The sequence below is a fragment of the Bailinhaonella thermotolerans genome (assembly GCF_003594875.1).
Classification (GTDB): Bacteria; Actinomycetota; Actinomycetes; order Streptosporangiales; family Streptosporangiaceae; genus Bailinhaonella; species Bailinhaonella thermotolerans.
The window spans coordinates 739444-764680 of the sequence record NZ_QZEY01000002.1 but is presented as its reverse complement, the minus strand read 5'-3'; the positions used below and the strand labels follow the sequence as shown (position 1 = coordinate 764680).

The 25237-nt window shown below is 73.9% G+C and carries 18 protein-coding genes; 10 read left to right on the top strand and 8 right to left on the bottom strand.

What is annotated here, in order from left to right; translation table 11 throughout:
• Nucleotides 1–78: 78 nt before the first annotated feature.
• The 6 genes from D5H75_RS08535 to D5H75_RS08510 are packed head-to-tail and all read right to left on the bottom strand — an operon-like array spanning nucleotide 79 to nucleotide 7291.
• Nucleotides 79–1656, bottom strand: a complete 1578-nt coding sequence (locus D5H75_RS08535; protein WP_119925762.1) for an acyl-CoA synthetase — start codon at nucleotides 1654–1656, stop codon at nucleotides 79–81.
• A gap of 52 nt (nucleotides 1657–1708) precedes the next feature.
• Nucleotides 1709–2884 (bottom strand): cytochrome P450, encoded by a 1176-nt coding sequence (locus D5H75_RS08530; RefSeq protein ID WP_119925761.1) that lies wholly within the window; start codon nucleotides 2882–2884, stop codon nucleotides 1709–1711.
• Entirely contained in the window at nucleotides 2881–4605 is a 1725-nt protein-coding gene (locus D5H75_RS08525; RefSeq protein WP_119925760.1) for an N-acyl-D-amino-acid deacylase family protein, read from the bottom strand. Before D5H75_RS08525 ends, D5H75_RS08530 begins: the two co-directional genes overlap by 4 nt.
• 25 nt (nucleotides 4606–4630) lie before the next feature.
• Nucleotides 4631–5461, bottom strand: coding sequence for an SDR family oxidoreductase (locus tag D5H75_RS08520; RefSeq protein WP_242454067.1), 831 nt, complete (start codon nucleotides 5459–5461; stop codon nucleotides 4631–4633).
• Between the two features lie 46 nt (nucleotides 5462–5507).
• A complete protein-coding gene (locus tag D5H75_RS08515) occupies nucleotides 5508–6167 on the bottom strand; it encodes a nitroreductase family protein (RefSeq protein ID WP_119925759.1) in 660 nt (219 codons plus the stop codon).
• Entirely contained in the window at nucleotides 6164–7291 is a 1128-nt protein-coding gene (locus tag D5H75_RS08510; protein WP_119925758.1) for a CaiB/BaiF CoA transferase family protein, read from the bottom strand. Before D5H75_RS08510 ends, D5H75_RS08515 begins: the two co-directional genes overlap by 4 nt.
• 400 nt (nucleotides 7292–7691) lie before the next feature.
• Between D5H75_RS08510 and D5H75_RS08505 the strand changes: the two genes are divergently transcribed.
• Both D5H75_RS08505 and D5H75_RS08500 read left to right on the top strand, forming a co-directional pair.
• Entirely contained in the window at nucleotides 7692–9065 is a 1374-nt protein-coding gene (locus D5H75_RS08505; RefSeq protein ID WP_422673448.1) for an FAD-binding oxidoreductase, read from the top strand.
• An 18-nt stretch (nucleotides 9066–9083) separates the two neighbouring features.
• Nucleotides 9084–10343 carry an SAM-dependent methyltransferase gene (locus D5H75_RS08500; protein WP_119925756.1) on the top strand — a complete coding sequence of 420 codons (1260 nt, stop codon included), beginning with the start codon at nucleotides 9084–9086 and terminating at the stop codon, nucleotides 10341–10343.
• A gap of 124 nt (nucleotides 10344–10467) precedes the next feature.
• On the opposite strand, the gene D5H75_RS08495 is transcribed toward D5H75_RS08500, so the two are convergent.
• Nucleotides 10468–12003 (bottom strand): long-chain-fatty-acid--CoA ligase, encoded by a 1536-nt coding sequence (locus D5H75_RS08495; protein ID WP_119925755.1) that lies wholly within the window; start codon nucleotides 12001–12003, stop codon nucleotides 10468–10470.
• Nucleotides 12004–12182: 179 nt separating this feature from the next.
• Here D5H75_RS08495 and D5H75_RS08490 point away from each other — a divergent pair, with 179 nt between their 5' ends.
• The 3 genes from D5H75_RS08490 (at nucleotide 12183) to D5H75_RS08480 (ending at nucleotide 16172) form a co-directional block, all read left to right on the top strand.
• Complete coding sequence (locus tag D5H75_RS08490; RefSeq protein WP_119925754.1) at nucleotides 12183–13754, top strand: GMC family oxidoreductase; 1572 nt, start codon at nucleotides 12183–12185, stop codon at nucleotides 13752–13754.
• A gap of 279 nt (nucleotides 13755–14033) precedes the next feature.
• Complete coding sequence (locus D5H75_RS08485; RefSeq protein WP_119925753.1) at nucleotides 14034–15299, top strand: cytochrome P450; 1266 nt, start codon at nucleotides 14034–14036, stop codon at nucleotides 15297–15299.
• A 9-nt stretch (nucleotides 15300–15308) separates the two neighbouring features.
• Nucleotides 15309–16172 carry an alpha/beta fold hydrolase gene (locus tag D5H75_RS08480; protein WP_119925752.1) on the top strand — a complete coding sequence of 288 codons (864 nt, stop codon included), beginning with the start codon at nucleotides 15309–15311 and terminating at the stop codon, nucleotides 16170–16172.
• Nucleotides 16173–16221: 49 nt separating this feature from the next.
• On the opposite strand, the gene D5H75_RS08475 is transcribed toward D5H75_RS08480, so the two are convergent.
• Nucleotides 16222–17148: a Cgl0159 family (beta/alpha)8-fold protein gene (locus D5H75_RS08475; RefSeq protein WP_119925751.1), complete on the bottom strand. Its 927-nt coding sequence runs from the start codon at nucleotides 17146–17148 to the stop codon at nucleotides 16222–16224.
• 21 nt (nucleotides 17149–17169) lie between these two features.
• On the opposite strand from D5H75_RS08475, the gene D5H75_RS08470 reads away from it, so the two are divergent.
• The 5 genes from D5H75_RS08470 (at nucleotide 17170) to D5H75_RS08450 (ending at nucleotide 25077) form a co-directional block, all read left to right on the top strand.
• Entirely contained in the window at nucleotides 17170–18372 is a 1203-nt protein-coding gene (locus D5H75_RS08470) for a PHP domain-containing protein (RefSeq protein ID WP_119925750.1), read from the top strand.
• Complete coding sequence (locus D5H75_RS08465) at nucleotides 18363–19289, top strand: sugar phosphate isomerase/epimerase family protein (RefSeq protein WP_242454065.1); 927 nt, start codon at nucleotides 18363–18365, stop codon at nucleotides 19287–19289. The genes D5H75_RS08470 and D5H75_RS08465 overlap by 10 nt, the downstream gene beginning before the upstream one ends.
• 58 nt (nucleotides 19290–19347) lie before the next feature.
• Complete coding sequence (locus D5H75_RS08460) at nucleotides 19348–20748, top strand: Gfo/Idh/MocA family protein (RefSeq protein WP_242454064.1); 1401 nt, start codon at nucleotides 19348–19350, stop codon at nucleotides 20746–20748.
• Between the two features lie 41 nt (nucleotides 20749–20789).
• Nucleotides 20790–23516, top strand: a complete 2727-nt coding sequence (locus tag D5H75_RS08455; protein WP_119925749.1) for a glycoside hydrolase family 38 N-terminal domain-containing protein — start codon at nucleotides 20790–20792, stop codon at nucleotides 23514–23516.
• Between the two features lie 376 nt (nucleotides 23517–23892).
• Entirely contained in the window at nucleotides 23893–25077 is a 1185-nt protein-coding gene (locus D5H75_RS08450; RefSeq protein ID WP_119925976.1) for a cytochrome P450, read from the top strand.
• The last annotated feature ends 160 nt before the right edge of the window (nucleotides 25078–25237 follow it).

Here is a 25237-nt window from a genome sequence, read left to right as displayed (position 1 = left end):
CCGTGACACCGCCACCCACCCCGCCCCACCGCGCGCCCCACCCGCGACGACCGCAGAAGGCGAAGTCAGGAGGGGAGGTCAGGAGGGGAAGAGGGAACGGGCCCAGGGGTAGTCGGGTTTGCCCACGGGGGTGCGGGGGATCTCGGGGGCGAGTTCGAGGGCTCGGGGGATCTTGTAGCCGGCGAGGCGGCCGCGGCAGAAGGCGGTCAGGTCGTCCAGGGTGAGCGTGGCGCCGGGCTCGGGGACGGCGACGGCCGTGACGCGCTGGCCGAAGCGGGGGTCGGGGACGCCGACCACGATCGCGTCGTACACCGCGGGGTGGGCCCTGATCACCGACTCGACCTCCTCGGGGAAGACCTTCTCCCCGCCGGTGTTGATCACCAGGGAGCCCCGCCCGAGGAGCACGACCAGGCCCTCGGCGTCCACCTCGGCGCAGTCGCCCTGCAGCGCCCAGCGCCTGCCGTCCGGCCCGGTGACGAACGTCTCGGCGGTCTTCTTCTCGTCCTTGTAGTAGCGGAGCGGGATGTGCCCGGTCCTGGCGAGCACCCCGCGCTCGCCCGACCCCGGCGCGACCGGCCGCAGGTCGTCCCCGAGCACGGCGAACTCCGGCCCCATCCGGAACCGCGGCGGCCCCTCCGCGCCCTCCACCGACGGCCCCGCGGCCCCCGTCTCCGACCCGCCGAACGTGTCCGCGAAGATCAGGTCCGGCAGCACGGCGCGCAGCTTGTCCCGGACGGACGGCGACAGCGGCGCGCCCCCGGACCCGATCGAGAACAGCGACGACAGGTCGTACGCCCCCGGGTTCTCGGCCAGGTGGCCGGCCAGCGGGTGCGCCATCCCGTCGCCGACGAGCGACAGGATCTGCGTGCGCTCCCGCGCGGCCAGCTCCAGCACGCCCGCGGGGTCGAACCGCCGCCCGGTCCACAGGATCACCGTGTTCCCGCCGGCCATCGCGTTCCAGGTGACCCACTGGCCGTTCCCGTGCATGAGCGGCGCCTGCACCTGGAACCGCAGCGGCTCCCGGTCGCGCGCCGCGGCCAGCTCCTCCACCGAGCCCACCGGCCCGCACACCATGGACAGCGTGGACCTGAAGATGTCCTCCGCCCGCCAGAGCACCCCCTTGGGCAGCCCGGTCGTGCCGCCGGTGTAGAGGATGTACGGATCGTCGGGCGAGCGTTCTCCCGGGATCCGCTCCGGGGAGGCGGCGGCGAGGGCGTCCTCGTAGGCGGCGTCGCCGTCCGGGCCGGGACCGCCGTCCTCGATGACGACGACGTGCCGGAGCAGGGGCAGCCTCTCCCGCACCGGCTCCACCCGCGCGACCAGCGAGCGCTCGCCGACCAGCGCCGCGCAGTCCGAGTCCCCGAGCAGTTGCGCCAGCTCGTCCGCGACGTACCGGTAGTTGACGTTGACCGGCGCCGCCCGCGCCTTGAGGCAGCCGATCATCGTCTCCAGCCACTCGGCCCGGTTCCACGCGAGCACGCCCACGTGCGCTCCCGGCCCCACCCCGGCGTCCCGCAGGTGGCGCGCCACCCGGTTCGCCCGCGCGTCCAGCTCCGCGTAGGTCAGCCGGACGTCCCCGGCCACGAGGGCCAGGCGATCCGGTACGGCGTCGGCCACGGTCTCGAACACGTCGGCGAGGTTGAAGCAGCGGGCCATGGCGGCTCCCGGGGTTCGGCGGGACGCTGGGGGAGGGGCGGGGGGTCGGGGTTCAGCGGGGGGTGAGGGTGATCGGGAAGGAGGAGACGCCCCGGACGAAGGCGTTGGGCATGATGCGCGGGCCCAGGTCGTCGGCCCACTCCGCCGAGGCGACGCGGGCGACGAACTCCTCGAAGAAGACCTTCAGCTCCAGCCGGGCCAGGGACGCGCCCAGGCAGAAGTGCGTGCCGAGGCCGAAGGCGATGTGCCCGCCCGCGGGCCGGCGCACGTCGAACCGGTCCGGGTCGGGGATGACGGTCTCGTCGCGGTTGGCTGAGCCGTACATCAGCAGGACCTGGCCCCCGGCCGGGATGGGGACGCCGTGCAGCACGGTGTCCTGGGTGGCGGCGCGGCACATGTTGAGGATGGGCGTGGTCCACCGCACGAACTCCTCGACCGCCTCGCCGATGAGGCCGGGGTCCTCGCGCAGGAGCGCCCACTGGTCCGGGTGGCGGATCAGCGCGTCGATCGTGGTCGCGATGACCGTCCGCGTGGTCTCGGCGCCGCCGTCGAGCAGCAGCAGCGCCTCGTGCGCCAGGTGCTCCTCGTCGTAGACCGGCTCGCCCGGCCCGGTCGAGGTCCAGACCGACAGCAGGTCGTCCTTGGGGCAGCGCCGCCGCTCCTTGGCGAGCTCCAGCACGCTCATCGCGTACTCCCCGGCGGCCACGGTCGCCTCGTGCGTGACGTACCGCAGGCCGCCCCCGGCCGCGATCGTGGTCTCCGACCAGCGCACGAGCTCGGGCCACAGGTCGTCGGGGAAGCCCAGCAGCCAGCCGATCATCCGCGCGGGGACCTGGGCGGCGAGCGCGGGGATGGCGTCCACCGTGCCCGCCTCCAGCGCCGCGTCGATCTCCTCGGTCACGATCGCGCGGATGCGCCGCTCGTACTGCGCGGCGGCCCGTGGCGTGAAGCGCTTGTAGACGAGGCGGCGGCGGCGCGTGTGCTCGGGGTCGTCCATGCCGATCATGGACGGGTCAGAGGGGAGCTGGGGGCGGTAGCCCTGGGTGGAGGTCCACAGCCGCGGCTTCTTCTCGATGGCGCAGATGTCCGCGTGCCGCGAGATCCCCCACAGGTTGTTCGCCTCGTCGTGGTAGACGGGGGCCTCGGAGCGCAGCCACGCGTAGACCGGGGCGGGGTCGCCGGCGTACATCTCCCCGTCGAGCAGGTCGACGGTCCGCGCGGGGCTCACCGGCCGCCCCGCACGAGCCCGCCCGGCAGTTCCCCGGTGTGCTCGCCGCGCGCGAAGACCTCGCGGCCGTTCACGAACGTCGAGACGTATCCTTCGGCCCGTTGCACCAGTCGTCTCCCTCCCGCCGGAAGGTCGTGGACCATCTCCGGCCTGCGGTTGCCCACGGCGTCGAAGTCGATGAGGTTGAGGTCGGCCTTCATCCCCGGCGCGATCACGCCCCGGTCGCGCAGGCCGTACAGCCGGGCGGTGTCCCGGGTCATGAGCCTGACGACGTGCTCCAGCGGCAGCCTCTCGCCGCGGGAGCGGTCGCGGGCCCAGTGGGAGAGCATCGTGGTCGGCAGCGAGGCGTCGCAGATGAACCCGCAGTGCGCCCCGCCGTCGCCCAGGCCCAGCACCGCCCGGGGGTGCAGCAGCATCTCGCGGACCGCGTCCAGGTTCCCCGCCGCGTAGTTGAGGATCGGCAGCAGCAGCACGGCCCGGCCGTCGTCCTCCAGGAGCAGGTCGTACAGCAGGTCCAGCGGCTCACGCCCCTCCCTGGCGGCCCGCGCGGCCACCGAGGCGTCCGGGGGCGGCTCGTAGTCGGGGCGCTCGGCGTCCAGGACGTACAGCCGGTCGGTGAAGCCCCGGCACATCGCCGCCAGCGGGTCCTCCTCCTCCGGCCGCTCGGCCAGGATCCGCGCCTTCACGGCGGGGTCGCGCATGCGCCGCACCCGCTCCTCGCGGGGCAGGAGGGACAGCGCCGCGTAGGCGGGGTGGTCGCCGAAGGCGTGCAGCGACTCCAGCGAGATCAGCATGCCGAACGGCCGCCCGGCCACCTGCGGGTGCAGGTCCGCGCCGTCGGCGGCCGCCGCCGCGGACTCGGCCAGCAGCCCCCGCCACAGGTCGGGCGCCGCGTCCACCTGGAGCAGCGCGAACGAGACCGGCCGGCCGATGGCCGCCGACAGCCGCCGCATCCAGGCGACCTCGGCCACCGGCGCGTTCACGTCCTCGCCGGCCGCGCCCGCCGGGGCGATCTCGTAGACGCCGCGGCCCAGCTCCGCCAGCGCCTCGCCGATGCCGAACAACTCGTCCTCGGCCGCGAACGTGCCCGGCACCGGCTCGCCGTCGATGGCCCTGTGGGCGAGCGTGCGCGAGGTGGAGAAGCCGAGCGCCCCCGCGCTCAGCCCCTCCTTGACCAGCCTCTTCATCGCCGCGATGTCCTCGGGCGCCGCCGGCTCGTTGCGCGCCCCGCGCTCCCCCATGACGTACGCGCGGACCGCGCCGTGCGGCACCTGCGCGCCGACGTCCAGGGCGCGGGGACGGCGGCCGAGGGCGTCCAGGAACTCCGGGAAGGTCTCCCACTCCCACCGGATCCCCTCGCTGAGCGCGGTGCCCGGGATGTCCTCGACGCCCTCCATGAGCCCGATCAGCCACTCGCGCCGGTCGGGGCGGGCGGGCGCGAAGCCGACCCCGCAGTTGCCCATGATCACGGTGGTGACGCCGTGCCAGCAGGACGGCGACAGCAGCGGGTCCCAGGTGGCCTGCCCGTCGTAGTGCGTGTGCAGGTCCACGAACCCCGGCGTGAGGACCAGGCCGCCGGCGTCCACCGTGCGGCGGGCCGGCCCGCCGCCCTTCGCGGCCACGGAGGTGATCACGCCGTCGTCCACGGTGACGTCGGCGGTGTACGGCGCGGCGCCGGTGCCGTCCACGACGCGCGCGTTGCGGATGGTGAGGTCGTGCATGGGGGGTGACCTCCAGGGATGGGTTCTACATGGCGGCTCCGCGGAGCCCGTCCGCGCCGTACGCGGGCTCCAGCCAGGGGGACATGTCGGGGCCGCGCCGCAGCGACTGCCCGCCGTCCACGTTGATGACCTGGCCGGTGATCCAGGTCGACTCGGGGCCGATCAGGAACGCCGCCAGGTTCGCCACGTCCTCGACCTCGCCGCGGCGGGGCAGCGGGGTGCACTCCGCGTAGTCCCGCCGGACCGGGTTGTCCTCCTCGGTCACCATCGCCACCGCCTCGGTGCGGATCAGCCCGGGCCGGATGCAGTTGACCCGCACGTTGCTGGCGCCGAGTTCGTCGGCGGCCAGCCGGCACAGGTGGTCGATGCCCGCCTTGGCCACGCCGTACGGGCCGAACCAGCGGTGCGTGATGTCGCCGGCGATGGAGGAGATGCCGACGAACGAGCCGGAGCCCTGCCGCGCCATGATCGCCGCCGCGTGCTTGAGCGTGTGCATGGTGCCGGTGAGGTTCGTCTCGATCACCGAGTGCCAGTGGTCCGCGGGCATCCGCGTGACCGGCCCGAGCCAGCTCGACCCGCCCGCGCAGGCCACCACGCCGTCCAGCCGCCCGGCGCGCTCCTGTGCCAGCCGTACGGCCGCCGCCACGGCCTCCTCGTCGGCGACGTCGGCGACGGCGTACCCCGCGCCGTCGCCGATCTCCGCGACGGCCGCCTTGAGCCGGTCCTCCGTGCGGCCGCAGATCGTGACCACGGCCCCGGCCGCGGCCAGGCGGCGGGCGACGCCCAGCCCGATGCCGCTGCCGCCGCCGGTGACGAGTACTCCGTAGCCCTTCATCGAGGTGTCCTGCGCGTTCACTCCGGGGCCTCCCTGTGGGTTCGTCGGGGTCGTGGTCGTCACGATCTCAGCCGTCCCCGCCAGGGCGCCAGAGGGGCTCGGGGACCTCGAAGCCGGGATCGCCGCCCCAGCGGTTGCGGTAGGTCACCTCGTGCGGGGGGCGGCGCGGGGCCACGCCCCAGCGGCCGGTCGGGTAGCCGAAGGTGACCGTGCAGGCGAGGATCCACCCCTTGTCCCCGGGCACGCCCAGGATCCGCATGACCTCCTCGCCGTGGAAGACGCCCATCACGCTGGTCAGCGCGCTGCCGACGCCCTGGGCGCGGGCGGCGAGCTGGGCGTTCCACACGGCCGGGAAGATCGATCCGCCGCTCGGGTCGTGCCGCGCGAACGCGAACAGCATCAGGGGGTACCCCTCGAAGTTGTCCGCCAGGTGCTGCGCCGACCGCATCACCTTGATCGTCTGCTCGTCCCCCTCGCGCTCGGCCCGCTCGACCAGGGACCTGTAGTGGCCCTCCCACAGTCGCCGCAGCGCGTCCCGGTACAGCGGCCCCAGCTCCGCCTTGACGTCCGGGTCGTCGAGCAGGAGGAACCGCCAGTTCTGGGCGTTGCCGCCGCTGGGCGCGCGCACGGCGGCGTCCATGATCCGCCGCTGGACCTCCAGCGGGATCGGGTCGGGCCTGACCCGCCGCATCGCCCGGGTCGTGTAGAGGGCCTCCCAGACGTTCACGCCAGCACCCCCGCCTCGCGCAGCCGCGCGGCCTCCTCACGGGACAGCCCCCACGGGGAGAGGTCCTCCAGCCAGGTCGCGGGCTCCGGGGCCGGCTCGGGGGCGTCGCTCAGCCGCGGCGCGGGGCCCGGCTGCACGTCGCCGCCGACCGTGAGGAAGGTGCGGCGGGCGGCGTTGTGCGGGTGGGCGGGGGCCTCGGCCATCTCCAGCACGGGGGAGACGCACGCGTCCGAGCCGTCGAAGATCTCGGCCCACTCGTCGCGGGTCTTCGTGCGGAACGTCTCCTCCAGGCGCTTGCGCAGCGCGGGCCACTGCTCCCGGTCGTTCCTGTCGGGCAGGTCCGTCAGCCCGAGCCGGGCGACCAGCTCGGCCCAGAACTGCGGCTCCAGCGCCCCCACCGCGACGTACCTGCCGTCGGCGGTCTCGTAGGTGTCGTAGACGGGGGAGCCGGTGTCGAGCAGGTTGGTGCCCCGGGGCCCCCAGCCCCCGCCGATCGCGCCGGAGAAGAACATGCTGAACAGCACGGCCGCGCCGTCCACCATGGCGGCGTCCACGACCTGGCCCCGGCCGGTCCTGGCGCGCTCGACGAGCGCGAGCGTGACGCCGTACGCCAGCATGAGGCCGCCGCCGGCGAAGTCGCCGAGGATGTTGATCGGGGGAGTGGGCTTCTCCCCGGCCCGGCCGAGCTGGGAGAGCACGCCGGAGATCGCGATGTAGTCGATGTCGTGCCCGGCGGTGGGGGCGAGCGGCCCGTCCTGACCCCAGCCGGTCATCCGCCCGTAGATCAGCCCGGGGTTGACCGCGCGCAGGTCGGCGGGGCCGATGCCGAGGCGCTCGGCCACGCCGGGGCGGAACGGCTCGATCAGCACGTCGGCCGTCGCGGCCATCGTGAGCAGCGCGGCCCGGCCGTCGGGCGACTTGATGTCCAGGCCGATGGTCCGCTTGCCCCGGTCCATGGCGTTGCGGCTGGGCTTGTCCCGGTCCACGGCCGCGACGCGGTCGATCCGGAGCACCTCGGCCCCGTGGTCGGCGAGCATCATGCCGGCGAACGGCCCGGGGGCGAGCCCCGCCAGCTCCAGCACGCGGATTCCGGCCAGCGGGCCGGACCGGGTCACCTCGGTCATCGTGTCCGTCTCCAAACGTCGGTTCGACTCTAGACGCGGGCGACTATCGCAAGCAAGCGCTTGGTTACAGCTTTTCGGCGCGCCCGTCGGGGTCAGTAGAACGTTGTTCGGCCGGTGCTGGCAAGGGTGCGCCGGCGCGGCCCGGGAAGCCTAGGCGGCGCCGCGCGAGAAAGGGCGGGGACGCGCTGAGGACCCGCCGTCCGCGAGCGGGAACCGATGCGTAGGATGGCGGGGCAGCAGATCACGGCGGTGGGGGGACCGGAGACCTGACCGAGGTCGGGTTCTTCGGCAGGCGTAGAGTTTTCGTGGGTTTAACCGCTCCGCCTGGTCTGCGGTTTTTTCCGGTTATAGCGTCATGAGGGGTATTTCTTTGTCTTCGGTTGGGGTGGTGGGCATGCCCATGAGCACAGTCGCAACGACCGAGATGGAGGCGCACAAGCGGGCCGTCGAGGAGATCCGGCGGACCATGGCCGAGCTCCCCGAGGGCGCCGCGCCGCGCCTGTCGAAGCCGACGACGAACCTGTTCCGCTTCCGCGACCCGTCCAAGGGGGCGAAGCTGGACGCGAGCAGCCTCGACCGCGTGATCGAGGTGGACCCGGAGACGGGCACCGCCGAGGTGCAGGGCATGACGACCTACGAGCACCTCGTGGACGCCACGCTCCCCCACGGCTACATCCCGACCGTGGTCCCGCAGCTCAAGACCATCACCCTGGGCGGCGCGGTGACCGGCCTGGGGATCGAGTCCTCCTCGTTCCGCAACGGGCTGCCGCACGAGGCGGTCGAGGAGATGGAGATCCTCACCGGCGACGGGAAGATCGTCGTCGCGCGGCCGGACAACGAGCACGCGGACCTGTTCCACGCGTTCCCCAACTCCTACGGCACCCTCGGCTACGCCCTCCGGCTGCGGATCCGGCTGGAGAAGGTCAAGCCGTACGTCAAGCTCACGCACGTGCGGTTCACCGACGCCGCCAAGTGCATGCTGGCGATGGCCGAGATCTGCGAGGCGGGCGCCTACGAGGGTGAGCGCGTGGACTTCGTGGACGGCACCTTCTTCGGGCCCGACGAGCTCTACCTCACGCTCGCCACCTACGCCGACGAGGCCCCGTACGTCTCGGACTACACGGGCATGCGCATCTACTACCAGTCGATGCGCACCCGCAACCGGGACTGGCTGACCATCCGCGACTACCTGTGGCGGTGGGACACCGACTGGTTCTGGTGCTCGCGCGCCTTCGGCGTGCAGAAGCCGCTCGTGCGCGCGCTCATGCCGCGCCGGCTCATGCGCTCGGACTTCTACCGCAAGCTCGTCGGCCTGGACCGGCGGTACGGCCTGAGCGCCCGCGTGGACCGGTGGCGGGACAACCCCGTGCACGAGTCGGTCATCCAGGACGTGGAGACGCCCGTGGAACGAGGCGCGGAGTTCCTGGAGTTCTTCCACAAGGAGGTCGGCATGACCCCCGTGTGGATGTGCCCCCTCAAGGCCGGGGCCAAGTGGCCGCTCTACCCCCTTCAGGAGGGGCGGCTGTACGTCAACTTCGGGTTCTGGGGGCTGGTCCCGCTGCCGCGGGGCCGCTTCGACGGGTATTACAACCGGCTCATCGAGGATTCGGTCACGTCCCTCGACGGGCACAAGTCGCTGTACTCGACCTCGTACTACAACGAGGACGACTTCTGGCGCCTGTACAACGGAGACGCCTACTGGCGGGTCAAGCGCGCCTATGACCCGTCCGGTCGGCTGCTCGACCTCTACGACAAGTGCGTGCGGGGTCGCTGAAGACGGGAGGCAACCGGCGTGAAACTCGCCGAGATATTCGAACGCATCGTGGGCCCCGACGCCGGGGTGAGGTTCTCCGCGTATGACGGCAGCACGGCCGGCAGTCCGGACGCCGACGTGGAGATCGTGGTCAGATCCCCGATCGCACTGGCGTACGTCGCCCAGTCGCCGGGCGAGGTCGGGCTGGCGCGCGCGTACGTCTCCGGTCACATCAACGTGAACGGCGACATGTACACGCTGCTGTCGCGCATGGCCTCGATCGCCATCGACGACGTGCCGCTGTCGCGCAAGATCGACATACTGCGGCAGATCGGCCTCAAGCCGCTCACCATGCGGGTGCCGCTGCCGCCGCAGGAGGTCAAGCGCTCCCGGCTGTCCCAGCTCGGGCGCCGGCACGCCAAGGGCCGCGACGCGGAGGCCATCCACCACCACTACGACGTGTCGAACCGCTTCTACGAGTGGGTCCTCGGCCCCTCCATGGCGTACACCTGCGCGGTGTTCCCCAAGGAGGACGCCACCCTCGAGGAGGCGCAGTACACCAAGTTCGACCTGGTGGCCAGGAAGCTCGACCTCAAGCCGGGCATGCGCCTGCTGGACGTCGGCTGCGGCTGGGGCGGCATGGTCATGCACGCCGCCAAGCACTACGGCGTCAAGGCGCTGGGCGTGACGCTGTCGCGCCAGCAGGCCGAGTGGGCGCAGAAGGCGATCGCCGAGGCCGGGCTGTCGGAGCTGGCCGAGGTGCGGTTCATGGACTACCGCGACGTGACCGAGAGCCGGTTCGACGCGGTCAGCTCCATCGGCCTGACCGAGCACATCGGCAAGGACAACCTGCCGTCGTACTTCAGCTTCCTGTACGACAAGCTCAAGCCCGGCGGCCGGCTGCTCAACCACTGCATCACCCGGCCCAACGGCTTCGAGCCGAACATCCGGGCCAGCGGCTTCATCAACCGCTACGTCTTCCCCGACGGCGAGCTGGAGTCCCCCGGCTACCTGATCGAGCGGATGAACGACGCCGGGTTCGAGATCCGCCACGAGGAGAACCTGCGCGAGCACTACGCCAAGACGCTCACGCACTGGTGCGAGAACCTCGACGCCCACTGGGACGAGGCGGTCAAGGAGGTCGGCCGCGGCACCGCCCGCGTCTGGCGCCTCTACATGGCCGGCTCGCGCCTCGGCTTCGAGGTCAACAAGATCCAGCTCCACCAGGTGCTCGGCGTCAAGCTGCACCAGGGCGGCGAGGCGGGCATGCCCCTGCGCCCGTCCCTCGACTGGCCGTGATCCCCGATCCGGCCGTGATCTCCTGATCGCGTACGGCGGCCCGCCCTCCCTCACCGGGCAGGGCGGGCCGCCGTACGTGTGCCGGGGCGCGGCGGCCGGTGGGGCGCGCGCCCGCCGTACGGCGTCAGAGCTCGCGCTTGAGGATCTTGCCGCTGGCGGTCATGGGGAACTGGTCGCGGAACTCGATCACGCGCGGGTACTTGTAGGCGGCGAACTGCTCCTTGCACCAGGCGATCAGCTCGTCCTCGGTGAGCTTCGCGTCCGGCTGCCGGATGACGTACGCCTTGATCTCCTCGCCGTGGGTCTCGTGGGGCACGCCCACGACCGCGGCCAGGCTGACCTCCGGGTGGGTCATCAGGACCTCCTCGATCTCGCGCGGGTAGACGTTGAACCCACCCCGGATGATCATGTCCTTGACCCGGTCGACGATGTAGTAGTAGCCGTCCTCGTCCTTGCGGCCCAGGTCGCCGGTGCGGAACCAGCCGTTGTTCATGACCTCGGCGGTCGCCTCGGGCCGGCCCAGGTAGCCCTTCATGACGTTGTGGCCGCGGATCGCGATCTCGCCCAGCTCGCCGTCGGGCACGGTGTTCCAGTCGCCGTCGATCAGCCGCATCTCCACGCCCCAGATCGGCACGCCGATGGAGCCCTGCTTGGTCGGCCGGTCCGGGCGGTTGAACGAGGCGACGGGCGAGGTCTCGGACAGGCCGTACCCCTCGAGGACCTTGACCCCGAAGACCGCCTCGACGTCCTTGAGCAGCTCCATGGGCAGCGAGGCGCCGCCGGACACGAGCACCTTGAGGCTCTCGGGCACGGGCGCGCCCTCGGCCTTGATCGCGCTGACCATGCCCCAGTACATCGTGGGCACGCCCGCGAACAGGGTGGCGCCCTCCTTGGCCATCAGCTCCAGCGCCGGCACGGCCTCGAACCGGGGGAGCAGGAGGAGCGTCGCGCCGCGCCGGAAGGCCATGTTCATGACCGCGGTCTGCCCGAAGGAGTGGAACAGCGGCAGCACGGCCAGCGTCTTGTCGTGCGGGCTGCGCTCGAACATCTCGTCGGAGACGATCGCGTTGAGCAGCATGTTCATGTGCGTCAGCTCGGCGCCCTTGGGCTGGCCGGTGGTGCCGCTGGTGTAGAGGATGACGGCCGTGTCGTCCGGCCTGGTCTGCACCGACTCGAACTCGCCGGGCAGCCCGCCCAGTGCCGCCCAGATCGTCTCCGCGCCCTCGATCGAGGACTCGGTGGCCAGCGGCGTGGCCGGGAGCACGAAGAAGTGCTCGGTCGCCTCCGTCCGCTGGAAGCCCTCCCAGCCGCGCTCGCCCATCGGCAGCTCCGGCGTGCCCTCGAAGCAGAACAGCGCCTTCGCGTCGGAGTCCTCCAGGTGGTAGGCGATCTCGCGGCTCTGGAGCAGCACGTTCAGCGGCACGACGACCGCGCCGGCCTTGAGGATGCCGTAGTAGACGAAGGGGAAGTACGGCAGGTTCGGGCAGGAGATCGCGACGCGGTCGCCCGGCCTGATGCCCCGCTGGACGAGGAGGTTGGCGACCTGGTTGGCGAAGGTGTTCAGCAGGCTGTACGGCACGCGCAGGTCGCCGAAGACGAGGGCATCGCGGTCGGGGTGCTCCCTGGCGGTGTCCTCCAGCAGAATCGACAGGTTGAGCATGCGGTTCTCCTCGTCAGGGGCAAGGTTTCGCGGAGCGCCCGGCACCCCCTGCCGGGCCTGTTTGGCGTGACGCTACCAGTCGGTAGCTCCCGGATGAAGACCATGAGAGCAATGGACGAATCCCCCTTTTCGGAGTAGAGCGGAGCGCAGGGGGGCGAGGGACGATCCGGGAGGCGGACATGCCCGCTTACGACTACGTGATCGTGGGGGCGGGGTCGGCCGGATGCGTGCTGGCCGCCAGGCTGTCGGAGGACCCCGCCGTCAGGGTGCTGCTGCTGGAGGCGGGCGGCCCCGACCGCCGCCGCGAGTTCCGCGTCCCGCTGGCGTACTCCAGGCTCTTCCGCACCGAGTACGACTGGAACTACACCACGGCCAAGCAGGCGGCCATGAACGACCGCGAGATGTACTGGCCGCGCGGCAGGACCCTGGGCGGCTCCTCCTCCCTGAACGGCCAGATGTGGGTGCGCGGCCACCGGCGCGACTACGACGACTGGGGGATCCCCGGCTGGTCGTACGACGAGGTCCTGCCGTGCTTCCGCCGCGCCGAGCGCCGCCGGGGCACCAACACCGGGGACGTGTACGGCACGGCCGGCCCGCTGTGGATCCAGGAACTGCGGGACCCGAACCCGGCGACGGCGGCGTTCCTGGAGGCGTGCGCCGAGGTCGGCATGGACCGGCTGGGCGAGCTGAACGACCCCGACAACGAGGGCTACGGACCGGCGCCGGTCACCCAGCGGAGGGGCCGCCGCTGGAGCGTCGCCGACGGGTACCTCCGCCCGGCCATGCGCCGCCCCAACCTCACGGTCGTCACCGGCGGCCTGGCCCGGCGCGTGGTGATCGAGGACGGCCGCGCGACCGGCGTGGAGTACTCGGGCCCCGGCGGGACGCGCACGGTGGAGCACGCCGCGCGCGAGGTGATCCTGTCGGCCGGGGCGATCGGCTCGCCGCAGCTCCTCATGGCGTCCGGCGTCGGCGACCCCGACGACCTGCGGGCGGCCGGGATCGAGCCGGTCCGCGAACTGCCGGCCGTGGGCGCGAACCTCCAGGACCACCTGGTCGTCTGCCTCTTCGCCCACTGCTCCAGGCCGATCACGCTGTTCCGGGCGGAGTCACCGTGGCAGCGCGCCCGGTACGCCCTGTTCCGGCGCGGCCCGCTCAGCTCCAACGTGGGCGAGGCCGCGGCGTTCCTCCGCAGCTCCAACGCCGAGCTCGCCCCGGACCTGGAGATCGTGTTCGTGCCGGCGGCGTTCATCGACCACGGCCTCACGCCCTCGCCGGGGCACGGCCTCACGCTCGGGGTCGTGCTGCTGCGGCCGGAGAGCCGGGGGCGGATCCGGCCGGCGGGCCCCGACCCGGCCGAGCCCCCGGTGATCGACCCCGCCTACCTGACGGCGGAGGGGGACCTGGCCCGCCTGGTGACCGGGCTGAAGGCGGCCCGGCGGCTGCTCGCGACCGAGGCGATGAGCGGGCTGTGCGGGGAGCCGATGGCCCCGTGGCACGGCGGGGAGTCCGACGAGGAACTGGCCGGGAACGTCCGTGAGCACGGCCAGACCCTCTACCACCCGGCGGGCACGTGCCGGATGGGCGTGGACGCCGGATCGGTCGTGGACCCGTCCCTGCGGGTGCGCGGGATCGCGGGCCTGCGCGTCGCCGACGTCTCGATCATGCCGGCCCTCAACCGGGGCCACACCCACGCCCCCGCCGTCATGATCGGCGAGAAGGCGTCCGACCTGATCCGCTCCGGCTCCTGACGCCCTCCGGCCCCTGACGCGCGCCGGTTCCTGACCCGCGCCGCTGCCCGGCTCGCGGCGCCCGGACCGCCCCGGCGCGCGCGGCCCATGCCGTACGGCGTCCCGCCCGCGCCGCCGGCGGGGGCGCGCCGGGGCGGACGCCGTACCTCGATCACGGGGAGCGGCGGGGACACGGTACGCGGGGGCGAGGGGGCTTCACGAGACCCCGGTGGTGGGGTGGGATCGGGGTAAGTGAATACTTTTCACCGTCACCCACGGGCGTCAGGAAGGGCACCGGTCATGGCGACGCGAACCATCCCCGACATCTCCGACCTCGGTTTCTGGCGGCTTCCCCCGGAGGAGCGGATGGCGGGTTTCGCCGCGCTCCGGCGGCTCGACAAGCCGGTCTTCGTGCCGGAGCTGAAGGTGCCGTTCATCAAGCACGGGCCCGGGTACCACGCGCTGGTCAGGCACGCCGACGTGGTCGAGGCGAGCCGCAACCCGGAGATCTTCAGCAGCGAGCCCGCGGCCAACAGCATCCTGGACATGCCCCGCTGGCTGTCGGTGTACTTCGGCTCGATGATCAACATGGACGACCCGAAGCACGCCAAGATCCGGCGGGTGGTCTCGCGGGCGTTCACCCCGAAGGTGCTCGCCAAGATGGAGTCGGACCTGGCCGGGGCGGCGGCGCGGATCGTGGACGACGTCGTGCGCGAGGGGCCGCGCGACTTCGTGGCCCAGGTCGCCGCGCGGCTGCCCGTCCAGGTGATCTGCGACATGATGGGCATCCCGGAGAGGCACCACGAGATGGTGCTGCACCGCACCAACGTCATCCTGGGCAACACCGACTCGGAGTACACCGGGATCGAGTACACCGGCACCCGTGCCGACTTCGGCCGGCTCAACGTGGCCCGGGGCCTGCTCAAGCTCATGCTCGCGGGCAACGACCTGCACCGGCTGGCGATGCGGCTGGGGGCGAGGCGCCGCCGCGAGCCCGCCGACGACCTGACGTCCGCGCTGGTCAACGCGAACGTGGACGGCGAGCGGCTGACCGACCAGCAGCTCGGCTCCTTCTTCATCCTGCTCGTGGCCGCCGGGAACGAGACCACGCGCAACGCCATCGCGCACGGGCTCAAGCTGTTCACCGACCACCCGGACCAGCGCGAGCTGCTGATGAGCGACTACGACAGGCACATCGGCGGCGCGATCGAGGAGATCGTCCGCTACTCCACCCCGGTGATCCACTTCCGGCGCACGCTCACCCGGGACCACGGGCATTACCGCAAGGGCGACAAGGTCGTGCTCTTCTACAACTCGGCCAACCGGGACGAGGACGTGTTCGAGAACCCGGACGAGTTCGACATCACGCGCAGCCCCAACCCGCACGTGGGCTTCGGCGGCCCCGGCCCGCACTACTGCCTGGGCGCGAACCTCGCCCGCCGCGAGATCACCGTCATGTTCCGCGAGCTGTTCACCCGGCTCCCGGGCATCCGGACGACCGGCGAGCCCGACCGGCTGTTCTCCAACTTCATCAACGGCGTCAAGCGCCAGCCGTACACGTTCTGAGGAGGTCTCGTGGAGGTCAGGCGGATCGAGGCGGGCGGCCTGGAGTTCGGTTATCTGGAGGCGGGATCGGGACCGCTGGCGCTGTGCCTGCACGGCTTCCCCGACACCGCCTGGACCTTTCGGCACCTGCTGCCCCGGCTCGCGGAGGCCGGGTACCACGCGGTCGCGCCCTTCATGCGCGGCTACGCCCCGACGGCGGTGCCCGACGACGGCGAGTACGGCGGGGGCGCGCTGATCGCCGACGCGGTCGCGCTGCACGAGGCGTTCGGCGGCGACGACCGGGCGGTGATCATCGGGCACGACTGGGGCGCGTTCCCGGCGTACGGCGCGACCGCCTTCGCGCCGAAGCGGTGGCGGCGGGCGGTGGCCATGGCGGTGCCCCCGGTGGGCGCGATGCCCGGCGCGTTCCTCGACTACGCCCAGCTCAAGCGCTCGTTCTACGTCTTCCTGTTCCAGACGCCGCTGGCCGAGGCCGCCGTGACGGCCGGCGGCATGGCCTTCCTCGACGGGCTGTGGCGAGACTGGTCCCCGGGGTACGACGCCGCCGGGGACGTCGCCCGGGTCAAGGCGGCGCTGGGGGACCCGGCCAACCTCGGGGCCGCCCTCGGCTACTACCGCGCCATGCTCGGCGCGGTCCCCCCGGGCGACCGCTACGCCGCCGAGCAGCGCGCGGCGGGCCTGCCGCCCGCCCGCCCGACGCTGTACCTCCACGGCACCGCCGACGGCTGCCTGGGGGCGGACGCGGTCAAGGAGGCCGGCGCCCACCTGCCGCCCGGCTCCCGGATGGAGTACGTCGAGTCGGCCGGCCACTTCCTCCACCTGGAGCGGCCGGACGAGGTCAACCGCCTGGTCCTCGACTGGCTCGCCGGTTAGGGGACCGGGCGGCGACCGGCGGGCCAGGGCGCGGGGTCAGGCCGCGGGGTCAGGCCGCGGCGTCCGCGATGAGAGAGGCCGCCACGTCCACGGCGGCGGCCACGTCGTCGTCCGGCGGGTAGAGCAGCGCGCGGCCCACGACCAGGCCGCGCACCCCCGGCAGGCGCAGCGCCTTGGCCCACCGGCCGTACATGACGTCGGGGTCCTCCACCGGGTCGCCGCCGAGCAGCAGGGCGGGCAGCGTCGTCGCCTCCATCACCCGCGCCATCTCGTCCACCGCCGGGATCTTCAGCCAGGTGTACGCCGAGGTGGGGCCGAGCGCCTGCGCCACCGCCACGGCGCGCGTCACCGCCTCGGCCGACAGGTCCACGTTCAGCCACCCGCGCACCCGCGACGCCCACAGCGGCTCGACCAGCGCCGTCAGCCGCCGCTCCGCCAGCTCGCCCACCGCGCGCCCGCACGCCTCCAGGGTCCGCGCCGTGCCCGGGTCGTCCAGGTCGATGCGGCAGAGCATCTTGCCGCCGTCGTAGCGCATCGCCGCGATCGTGGCCGCGTCACAGGCGGTGAACCGGTCGTCCAGCTCGAAGCTCGCGCCCCGCAGCCCGCCCCGGTTCATCGAGCCGAGCACGACCCGCCCGTCCAGCTCGCCCAGGAGGAGGAGGTCCTCCAGCACGTCCGGCGTCGCCACCACCCCGTCCACGCCCGGCCGCGACAGCGCCAGGCGCAGCCGGTCCAGCAGCGCCACGCGGCTGGCCATCGCCATCGGCCGGTCGCGCACGCCGAACGCGCCCCGCGCCGGATGGTCCGCCGCCAGGATCAGCAGCGGCCGCCCGCCCGCCGGGGTCTCCCGGCGCACCCTGCGGGCCGCGGCCTCCGCGACCGCCCCGGGCCGCTCCGCGCGCAGCCGGGTCAGCTCCGCGTAGTCGCTCACGGGATGACGTCCATGGCTGATTCGTAACAGCGCCGGAATCCGCATGTCAACGTATTGTCCTGACATATGACCTCCAGAGAGCGGCGGCACCACGGCCGCTGGACGCTCGCCGACCGCGCCGAGCGCATGCTGCGCGAACTGCCCGTCGAGGTGCCGCCGGGGACCGCGGCCCTCACCGTCCGGCTGGCCTACCCGCGCGCCGCCGGCGTCCTCGACCTGGGCTGCCAGGGGCCGTACGGCTTCCGCGGCTGGTCCGGCGGCGCGCGCGAGACGTTCACGGTGGCGGCGGGGTGGGCCACCCCCGGGTACCTGCCGGGCGAGCTCGAACCGGGCGTCTGGCACGTCCTGCTGAGCCTGCACCGGGTCCCGCCGGGCGGGCTGGAGTACGAGCTGACCGCGGTGGTGTCGGACCGGGCCCCGGCCGCGCCGGAGACCGCCTGGCCGGACCCGGCCGAGCGGCCCCCGCGCCGCGACCTGCCCGCGCCCGGCGGCCTGCGCTGGCTCGCCGGGGACCTGCACACCCACACCGTGCACAGCGACGGCAGGCTCACGGTGCCCGAGCTGGCCCGCCTGGCCGCCTCCCGGGGCCTGGACTACCTCGCGGTCACCGACCACAACACGGTCAGCCACCACCCGCACCTGCCCGCGGCGGCCTCGCGGTACGGCGTCGCGCTCATCCCGGGCCAGGAGCTGACCACCGACTTCGGCCACGCCAACGTGCTCGGGCCCGGCGGCCGGATCGACTTCCGCCTCCCGGCCGGCGAGTGGGTGCGCCAGGCCGGTGAGAACGGCGCGCTGATCTCGATCAACCACCCCCTCGCCGGGGAGTGCGCCTGGCTGCACCCGCTGACCGAGCGCCCGCGGCTGGCCGAGGTGTGGCACTCGGGCTGGTGGGACCGCCGCTGGGGAGCCCCGGTCGCCTGGGCCCAGGCGTGGCGGCCCGACACGGTCGCGGTCGGCGGCAGCGACTTCCACCACCACGGCGCGGACGCCCCGCCCGGCGAGCCCGCCACCTGGGTCCTCGCCGAGGACGGCGACGTGCTCGGCGCGCTGGCGGCGGGCCGAGCCGCCGTCTCCGCCGGGATCCGCGGGCCGCTGCTGCTCCGTCACGGGGACGAGCTCCTCGCCCTCGACGCCGACGGCACCGTCCTCGCCGACGACGAGGGCCGCCGCCGGTTCGTGCGCGGGAACAAGGTCGTCTTCCCGGCCGGGGTGGGTATGCACCGGTTGGAGACCTATGAGAACGAGGTTGTGGCGCTGTGCTCCTGACCCCCCTCCGCATCGCGAACGCCCCCGTCAACTTCGGCGTCTACCGGCCCGCCGACCTCCGCGCCGACGCGGGCGACCTGCTCGCGGGCCTGGCCGGGGCCGGATACGCCGGGCTGGACGCCGGGCCCCCGGGCCTCTTCCCGCCCGCCCTCCTGAAGCGGCACGGCCTCCTCCTGGCCGGGGGATGGATCGACCTCGACGCCGACCTCGACCGGGACGACCACGGCCGGAGCGCTCTCGACGCCGCTCTCGACGCCTTCGCGGCCCTCCCGGCGGACGACCCCCGCTTCGCGCCACGCCCCACGCTGGGCCCGCCGCCCGACCCGCCCCGCTTCGCCCGCCCCGGCACTCCCGCCGTGCCCCCGGCGGGGGACTGGCCCCGCCTGCGGGAGCGCGTCCGCCGGGCCGCCGCCCGCTGCCGGGCCCGGGGCCTGGAGCCGGTGCTCCACCACCACCTCGGCACCGGGATCGAGACGGAGGCCGAGATCGACCGGGCCCTGGAGGAGACGGACGTCTCGCTCTGCCTGGACACCGGCCACCTCCTCCTGGCCGGCGGCGACCCCGTCGCCGCCCTGCGGAAGTACGCCGGCCGCGTCCGCCAGATCCACGTCAAGGACGCCTCCCGCGACGCCTGCGCTCGCGTCCGCGCCTCGGGCGGCGACCTGTGGGCCGCGATCCGCGCCCCCGTCTTCCCCCGCCTCGGCGAGGGCGACCTCGACCTGGCCGCCTTCGCCGCCGCCCTCCGGGGCTCCGGCTACACCGGCTGGCTCGTCGTCGAACAGGACGCCGTGGCCCCCGACCCGTCCGCCGCCCTGGCCGACCAGCGCCACAACCTCGCCCGCCTCGGCGCGGCCCTGGCCGCCGCGTCAGCCGTACGGCCCGCGCCGGCCGATCTCGCGACAGGGGAGGACCGATGACCGCGGACCGGCGGCGAGGCCGCGCCGGAGGACGACCGGCGGAGCGGGGAGGACGCGCGTGATCCGGGTGGCGGTGGCCGGGCTGGGCGTCGTGGCCAGGGCGGTGCACCTGCCGCTGCTGGAACGGCGGGCGGACCTGTTCGACGTCGTGGCCGTGTGCGACCTGTCGGCGGGGACCGCCGGAGCGGTGGGACGGCGGTTCGGGGCGGCGCCGTACACCGGCCTCGCGGCCATGCTGGACGCCGGGGGGTTCGAGGGGGTGCTGCTGCTCACCTCGGGGTCGCACGGCGAGGCGGCGCGCGCGGCCCTGGAGCGGGGATACGCGGTGCTCTGCGAGAAGCCCCTCGCCTACACGCGGGCCGAGGCGGAGGCGCTGCGGGGCTGGGACGCGCGGCTCATGGTGGCCTACATGAAGCAGTACGACCCGGCGGTCCGGCGGGCCGCGCGGCTGCTGGGGGAGATGGGCGGACCGGCGGCGGTGCGGGCGATCCAGGTGACCGTGCTGCACCCCGAGCCCGACGCGCAGCTCGCGTTCGCCCGCCTCGGGCCGCCCCCCGGGGACGTCCCGCCCGAGGCCGCGCGGCGGCTGCGCCAGATCGAGGACGACCTGCTGCGGCGCGCCGTGGGGACGGCCGAGGGGCCCCTGCGCCGGGTGTACGAGGTGGTGCTGACGAGCGTCTGCCACGACCTGTCGCTGATCAGGACGTTCGCGGGCGGGCCCCCGGCGACCGTGGACCACGCGGCCTGGTGGGCGGGGGACGGCGCCGGGCCGGGGTCGGTCGAGCTGTCGGGACGGCTCGCGACCGGCGCGAGGTACTCCATCCACTGGCACTTCCTGCCCGGGCACCCGGCCTACCGCGAGACCGTCGCGGTGCACTGCGAGGGCGGCTCGCTGGAGCTGGTCTTCCCCGCGCCGTACCTGCTCAACGCGCCCACCGCGCTCACGGTGTCCGGGGGCGACGGGGACGCCGAGCGGCGGGCGGAGTTCCGCAGCGTCACCGAGGCGTTCGAGGAGCAGCTCGCCGCCTTCCACGCGCTGGCCACGGCGGGGACGCCCCCGCTCACCGGCCTCGCGGGCGGCGCCGCCGACATCGTGACCGCCCAGCTCGCCGTACGGCGCCTCGCCGAGCTGACCGGGCTGCCCTGCGGCGGGGAGGCGGCCGAGCTCCCGCCGTACGACGCGGTCCCGGCGCCCCGCGACGGTGGCGCGTCCACCGGGGCGGAGCCGCACGAGAAGGCGGACGGCCCGCGGGGGAGGGCGGAGGCGCCGCCGTACGGGACGGGAGCGGCTCCGGGGACCGGAGACGGCAGCACCGGGGCCGGCGCCGCGGGGACGCCGGGCGGGGCGGGGACCGGGGCCGCGGGGACGATGGGCGGGGAGGGGACCGGGGGCGCGGGGTCACCGGGAGGACAGGGGTCACCGGGAGGACAGGGGTCGCCGGGCGGGGAGGGCGTGTGAAGGCCGGGCGGCGGGAATCGGCGCGGAGAGGCGGTGCGGGCGTGGACGGACGCGGGCGGCGGGAGATCGTGATCGTGCCGCACACGCACTGGGACCGGGAGTGGTACCTGCCGTTCCAGCGGTTCCGGCTGCGGCTGGCCGGGCTGCTGGACGACGTGCTCGACCGCATGGAGCGCGACCCCCGGCACCGGTTCACCCTCGACGGCCAGCTCGCCGCCGTGGACGACTACCTGGAGGTGCGGCCCGAGCGCCGCGAGACCGTCGCCGCGCTCGTGCGCGAGGGACGGCTCGCCGTCGGGCCCTGGCGGATCCTGCTCGACGAGTTCCTGTGCTCGGGCGAGAACATCATCCGCAACCTGGAGCTCGGCCTGCGCCGCGCCGGGGAGCTGGGCGGGGCGATGCGCGTCGGCTACCTGCCGGACATGTTCGGGCACGCCGCCCAGATGCCGCAGATCCTCGCCGGGGCGGGGATCCGGCACGCGTGCGTGTGGCGCGGCGTGCCCGCGAGCGTGGACCGGGACGTCTTCGCCTGGACCTCGCCCGACGGCACCTCGATCCGGACGCGGTACCTCCCCGAGGGCGGGTACGGCAACGCCGCGGGCGTCTTCGAGGACCCCGGGGAGCCCGCCCTGACCGCCAAGCGCGTCCAGGCCCTGGCGGACGCCATGGAGCCCTGGCGCGCGGACGGCGGCCCCGTCCTCGGCATGTACGGCGCCGACCACACCGCCCCGGCGGCCGGCCTGCCCGATCTCCTGGAGGAGGCCGCCCGGGCCACCGGCGTCCCGCTGCGGCTCGCCACGCTGGCGGAGTTCTTCGCCGGCGAGCCGGAGACGGTGGAGGGGCTGCCCGAGGTGCGCGGCGAACTGCGCTCCCACGCCCGCGCCAACATCCTCCCCGGCGTGCTCTCCGCCCGCGTCCACCTCAAGCGGGCCATGGGCGCGGCCGAACGCGTCGTGGAGCGCTACGCCGAGCCGCTCGCCGCCCTGTGGACCGGGCCCGCCGCCGACCGCTTCCTCGACATGGCCTGGCACCGGCTGATCGACGCGAGCTGCCACGACTCGGTGACCGGCTGCGGCTGCGACGAGACCGCCCAGCAGGTCGCGGCGCGCCTCGCCGAGGCCGAGCAGCTCGGCCGCGCCGTGATCGACATGGCCGGCCTCGCGCTGGGCGGGTGGGTCCCGCACGACGGGTACCTGATCTTCAACCCCAGCCCCTTCCCCCGCCGCGCCCTGGTCACGCTGGACGTGGAGGGCACGGCCCTGGAGGGCCCCGGCGGCGTCCCCGTCCCGGCGCAGCCGCTGAGCGCCCACCCGACCCTGCTCGCGGACGACGTGTACGACGCGTCCGGCCTGCCGGCGGTCCTCAAGCGCGTTCACGGCGTGGAGCTGTACGGCCAGGAGATCACCGACTGGGACATCGGCGACCGGGAGCTCACCTTCCACGTCGCCCGCCGCGCCGGCCGCCCCTTCGACGTGGACGACGTCCGCCACGCCCTCGACGCGATCCTCCCGGACGAGCCGGGGCCGTGGCGCGTCCGCGTCGTCGCCGCGCCCCGGACCGTCGTGGCCGCCCTCGTCGAGGTCCCCCCGCTCGGGCACGCCTCCGTCCGCCCCGCCGCGCCCGGCTCCGCGCCGCCCCCGCCCGATCCCGTGCGCCGCGCGGGCCGTTCCCTGGACAACGGGCTGCTGCGGGTGGACGTCGAGGCCGACGGCACCCTCACGCTCACCTCCGCCGGGGGAGTCAGGATCACGGGCGCGGCCCGCCTCGCCGACGGCGGCGACCTGGGCGACACCTACAACTACGCGCCCCCCGCCGCCGACCTCCTGGTCACCGATCCCCTCACGGTCACGGTCCGGGCGGTCCACGACGGCCCCCTGCTCGGGGAGATCGCCGTCCTGCGGACGTACGACTGGCCCGCCGCCGGCGACTTCGCCCACGACGCGCGGTCCCGCTCCCGGGAACGGGTCACGGTCACCACCGCCGTGTCCCTCCGCGCCGGGGAGCCCTTCGCCCGCCTGCGGATCACCTTCGACAACCGCGCCGCCGACCACCGGCTCCGCCTCCACGTCCCCCTGCCGCGCCACGCCACCACGTCGTACGCCGAGGGGCAGTACGCCGTCACCGAGCGCGGGACGAGCGCCGAGGGCGGCTGCGGGGAGCACCCCCTCCCCACGTTCCCGGCCTCGGGTTTCGTGGCCGCGGGCGGCGCCGCCGTGCTCCTCACCCATCCGACCGAGTACGAGCTGACGGCGGACGGCGCGGAACTGGCCGTCACCCTCCTGCGCTCGGTGGGCCTGCTGTCGCGCAACCGCCACCGATACCGCGACGAGCCCGCCGGGCCCCAGATCCCCGCCCCCGAGGCCCAGTGCCGGGGCGACCAGGCCGTGGATCTGGCCCTGCTGCCGTACGACGGCGAATGGCACGAGTCGGGCATCCTCCGGGCGGCCGAGGAGTTCCGTCACGACCTGCTCCCCCTCCCCGGCTGGGCCCGCGGCACCGCCGCCCTGCCCCGGCCGGAGGCCGGCCTCTCCGTCACCGGCGACGGCGTGGTCCTGGGCGCCCTCCGCCGCCGGGACGAATGGACCGAGGTCCGCCTGATCTCCCAGACCCCCGAGCCGACCCGGGCCCACCTGACCGGCCCCTTCACCGAAGCCCGCCACTGCGACCTCCTGGGCGCCCCCACCACCCCCCTCAAGGTCGCCGACGGCCGCGCGACCCTCCCCCTCCGCCCCTGGCAGATAGCCACCGTCCACCTGAAACTCCCCTAACCCCCACCCCCGCCCGATTTCGCTGATCGCCGGGCCGCCGGTCAGCGGCCGGGCGACGGGGCCGGGTGCCCGTGCGGCCTCGCCGACCGGCCTGCCGGATCTTCCGCGTGCCCGCCGCGACGTCCTCGGGAGCGGGGTTCCGGACACTGGCGCTCCCCCTGCCGGTACGCCGTTCGTCCCGCGCGTCCCACCGTTCGTCGAGCGTTTCCGTCGGGAATGGAGGGCGGATGCCCGCCGTACGGGATTGAACGATGTCCTTGACGTAAGTGGGGGCTTTGTAAAGCATGGGGGCGTGACTGCAGAGCCGACGGAACGGCGGCCCATCACTTCTGTGGCCGACTTCGACCTGTCCGATTTCGACTTCTGGGCCCGCCCGATGGCGGAGCGGGAGCACGCGTTCGAGCTGCTGCGGCGGGAGGAGCGGCCCGCCTTCTATCAGGAGTTCGAGGTCTCGTTCGCGCCGCCGGGGCCCGGATACCACGCGCTCGTGCGGCACGCCGACGTGCTGGAGGCGAGCCGCAACCCCGAGGTGTTCTCCTCCGGCGACGGAGGGGCGACCAACATCCCCGACATGCCGCCGGACCTGGCCGAGTACTTCGGATCGATGATCAACATGGACGACCCGCGCCACGCGCGCCTGCGGCGGATCGTCTCGCGGGCCTTCACCCCGCGCATGATCAAGAAGTTCGAGGACGACGTCGAGGTCGCCGCCGGCCGGATCGTGGACGACCTGCTGGCCGACGGGCCGGGGGACTTCGTGACGCAGGTCGCGGCGCGGCTGCCGCTGAAGATCATCTGCGACATGATGGGGATCTCCGAGGAGCACTACCAGTTCGTGTTCGACCGGTCGAACGTGATCCTGGGCGGCTTCGACCCCGAGTACGTCGAGGACTTCGACCAGGCCGCCGCCAAGCTGCTCACCGCGGGCATGGAGCTCCAGCGGCTCGTCATGGACCTGGCGGCGTTCCGCAAGGAGAAGCCCACCGACGACCTGATCTCGACCCTGGTCCACGCCAACATCGACGGCGAGCACCTCACCGACCAGGAGCTCGGCTCGTTCTTCATCCTGCTCGTCGTCGCGGGCAACGAGACCACCCGCAACGCCATCTCGTACGGCATGCGCCTGCTGACCACCAACCCGGACCAGCGCGCCCGCTGGCTCTCCGACATCGACGGTCACGCCCCCCGCGCGGTCGAGGAGATCGTACGGCTGGCCTCGCCCGTCAACTTCATGCGGCGCAAGGTCACCCGCGACTTCGAGATGAACGGCAACCTCTACCGCAAGGGCGAGAAGGCCGTCCTCTTCTACTGGTCCGCGAACCGCGACGAGAGCGTCTTCGCCGACCCGCAGCGGTTCGACATCACCCGCGACCCCAACCCCCACGTCGGCTTCGGCGGCCCGGGCCCGCACTTCTGCCTCGGCGCCCACCTCGCCCGCCGCGAGATCACCGTGATGTTCCGCGAGCTCCTGAAGCGCGTCCCCCGGCTGGAGGCGGGCAAGCCCGACCGCCTCTACTCCAGCTTCATCAACGGCATCAAGCGCATGCCCTGCGAGTTCTGACGCCCCCGGCCGTACGGCTCGCGCGAGCCGTACGGCCCGGGACGCCCGGGCAGGCGAGGCGAGCCGTACGGCACGGGACGCCCGGGCAGGCGAGGCGAGCCGTACGGCACGGGACGCCCGGGCGGGCGAGGCGAGCAGGGCGGAGCGGGCGCCGCCGTGC

Excerpts from the sequence above, each read along its gene's own strand:
- D5H75_RS08535 (WP_119925762.1), bottom strand. The coding sequence starts at position 1,656 with ATGGCCCGCTGCTTCAACCTCGCCGACGTGTTCGAGACCGTGGCCGAC.
- D5H75_RS08525 (WP_119925760.1), bottom strand. The coding sequence starts at position 4,605 with ATGCACGACCTCACCATCCGCAACGCGCGCGTCGTGGACGGCACCGGC.
- D5H75_RS08510 (WP_119925758.1), bottom strand. The coding sequence starts at position 7,291 with ATGACCGAGGTGACCCGGTCCGGCCCGCTGGCCGGAATCCGCGTGCTG.
- D5H75_RS08505 (WP_422673448.1), top strand. The coding sequence starts at position 7,692 with ATGAGCACAGTCGCAACGACCGAGATGGAGGCGCACAAGCGGGCCGTC.
- D5H75_RS08495 (WP_119925755.1), bottom strand. The coding sequence starts at position 12,003 with ATGCTCAACCTGTCGATTCTGCTGGAGGACACCGCCAGGGAGCACCCC.
- D5H75_RS08490 (WP_119925754.1), top strand. The coding sequence starts at position 12,183 with ATGCCCGCTTACGACTACGTGATCGTGGGGGCGGGGTCGGCCGGATGC.
- D5H75_RS08485 (WP_119925753.1), top strand. The coding sequence starts at position 14,034 with ATGGCGACGCGAACCATCCCCGACATCTCCGACCTCGGTTTCTGGCGG.
- D5H75_RS08475 (WP_119925751.1), bottom strand. The coding sequence starts at position 17,148 with ATGCGGATTCCGGCGCTGTTACGAATCAGCCATGGACGTCATCCCGTG.
- D5H75_RS08470 (WP_119925750.1), top strand. The coding sequence starts at position 17,170 with ATGACCTCCAGAGAGCGGCGGCACCACGGCCGCTGGACGCTCGCCGAC.
- D5H75_RS08450 (WP_119925976.1), top strand. The coding sequence starts at position 23,893 with ATGGCGGAGCGGGAGCACGCGTTCGAGCTGCTGCGGCGGGAGGAGCGG.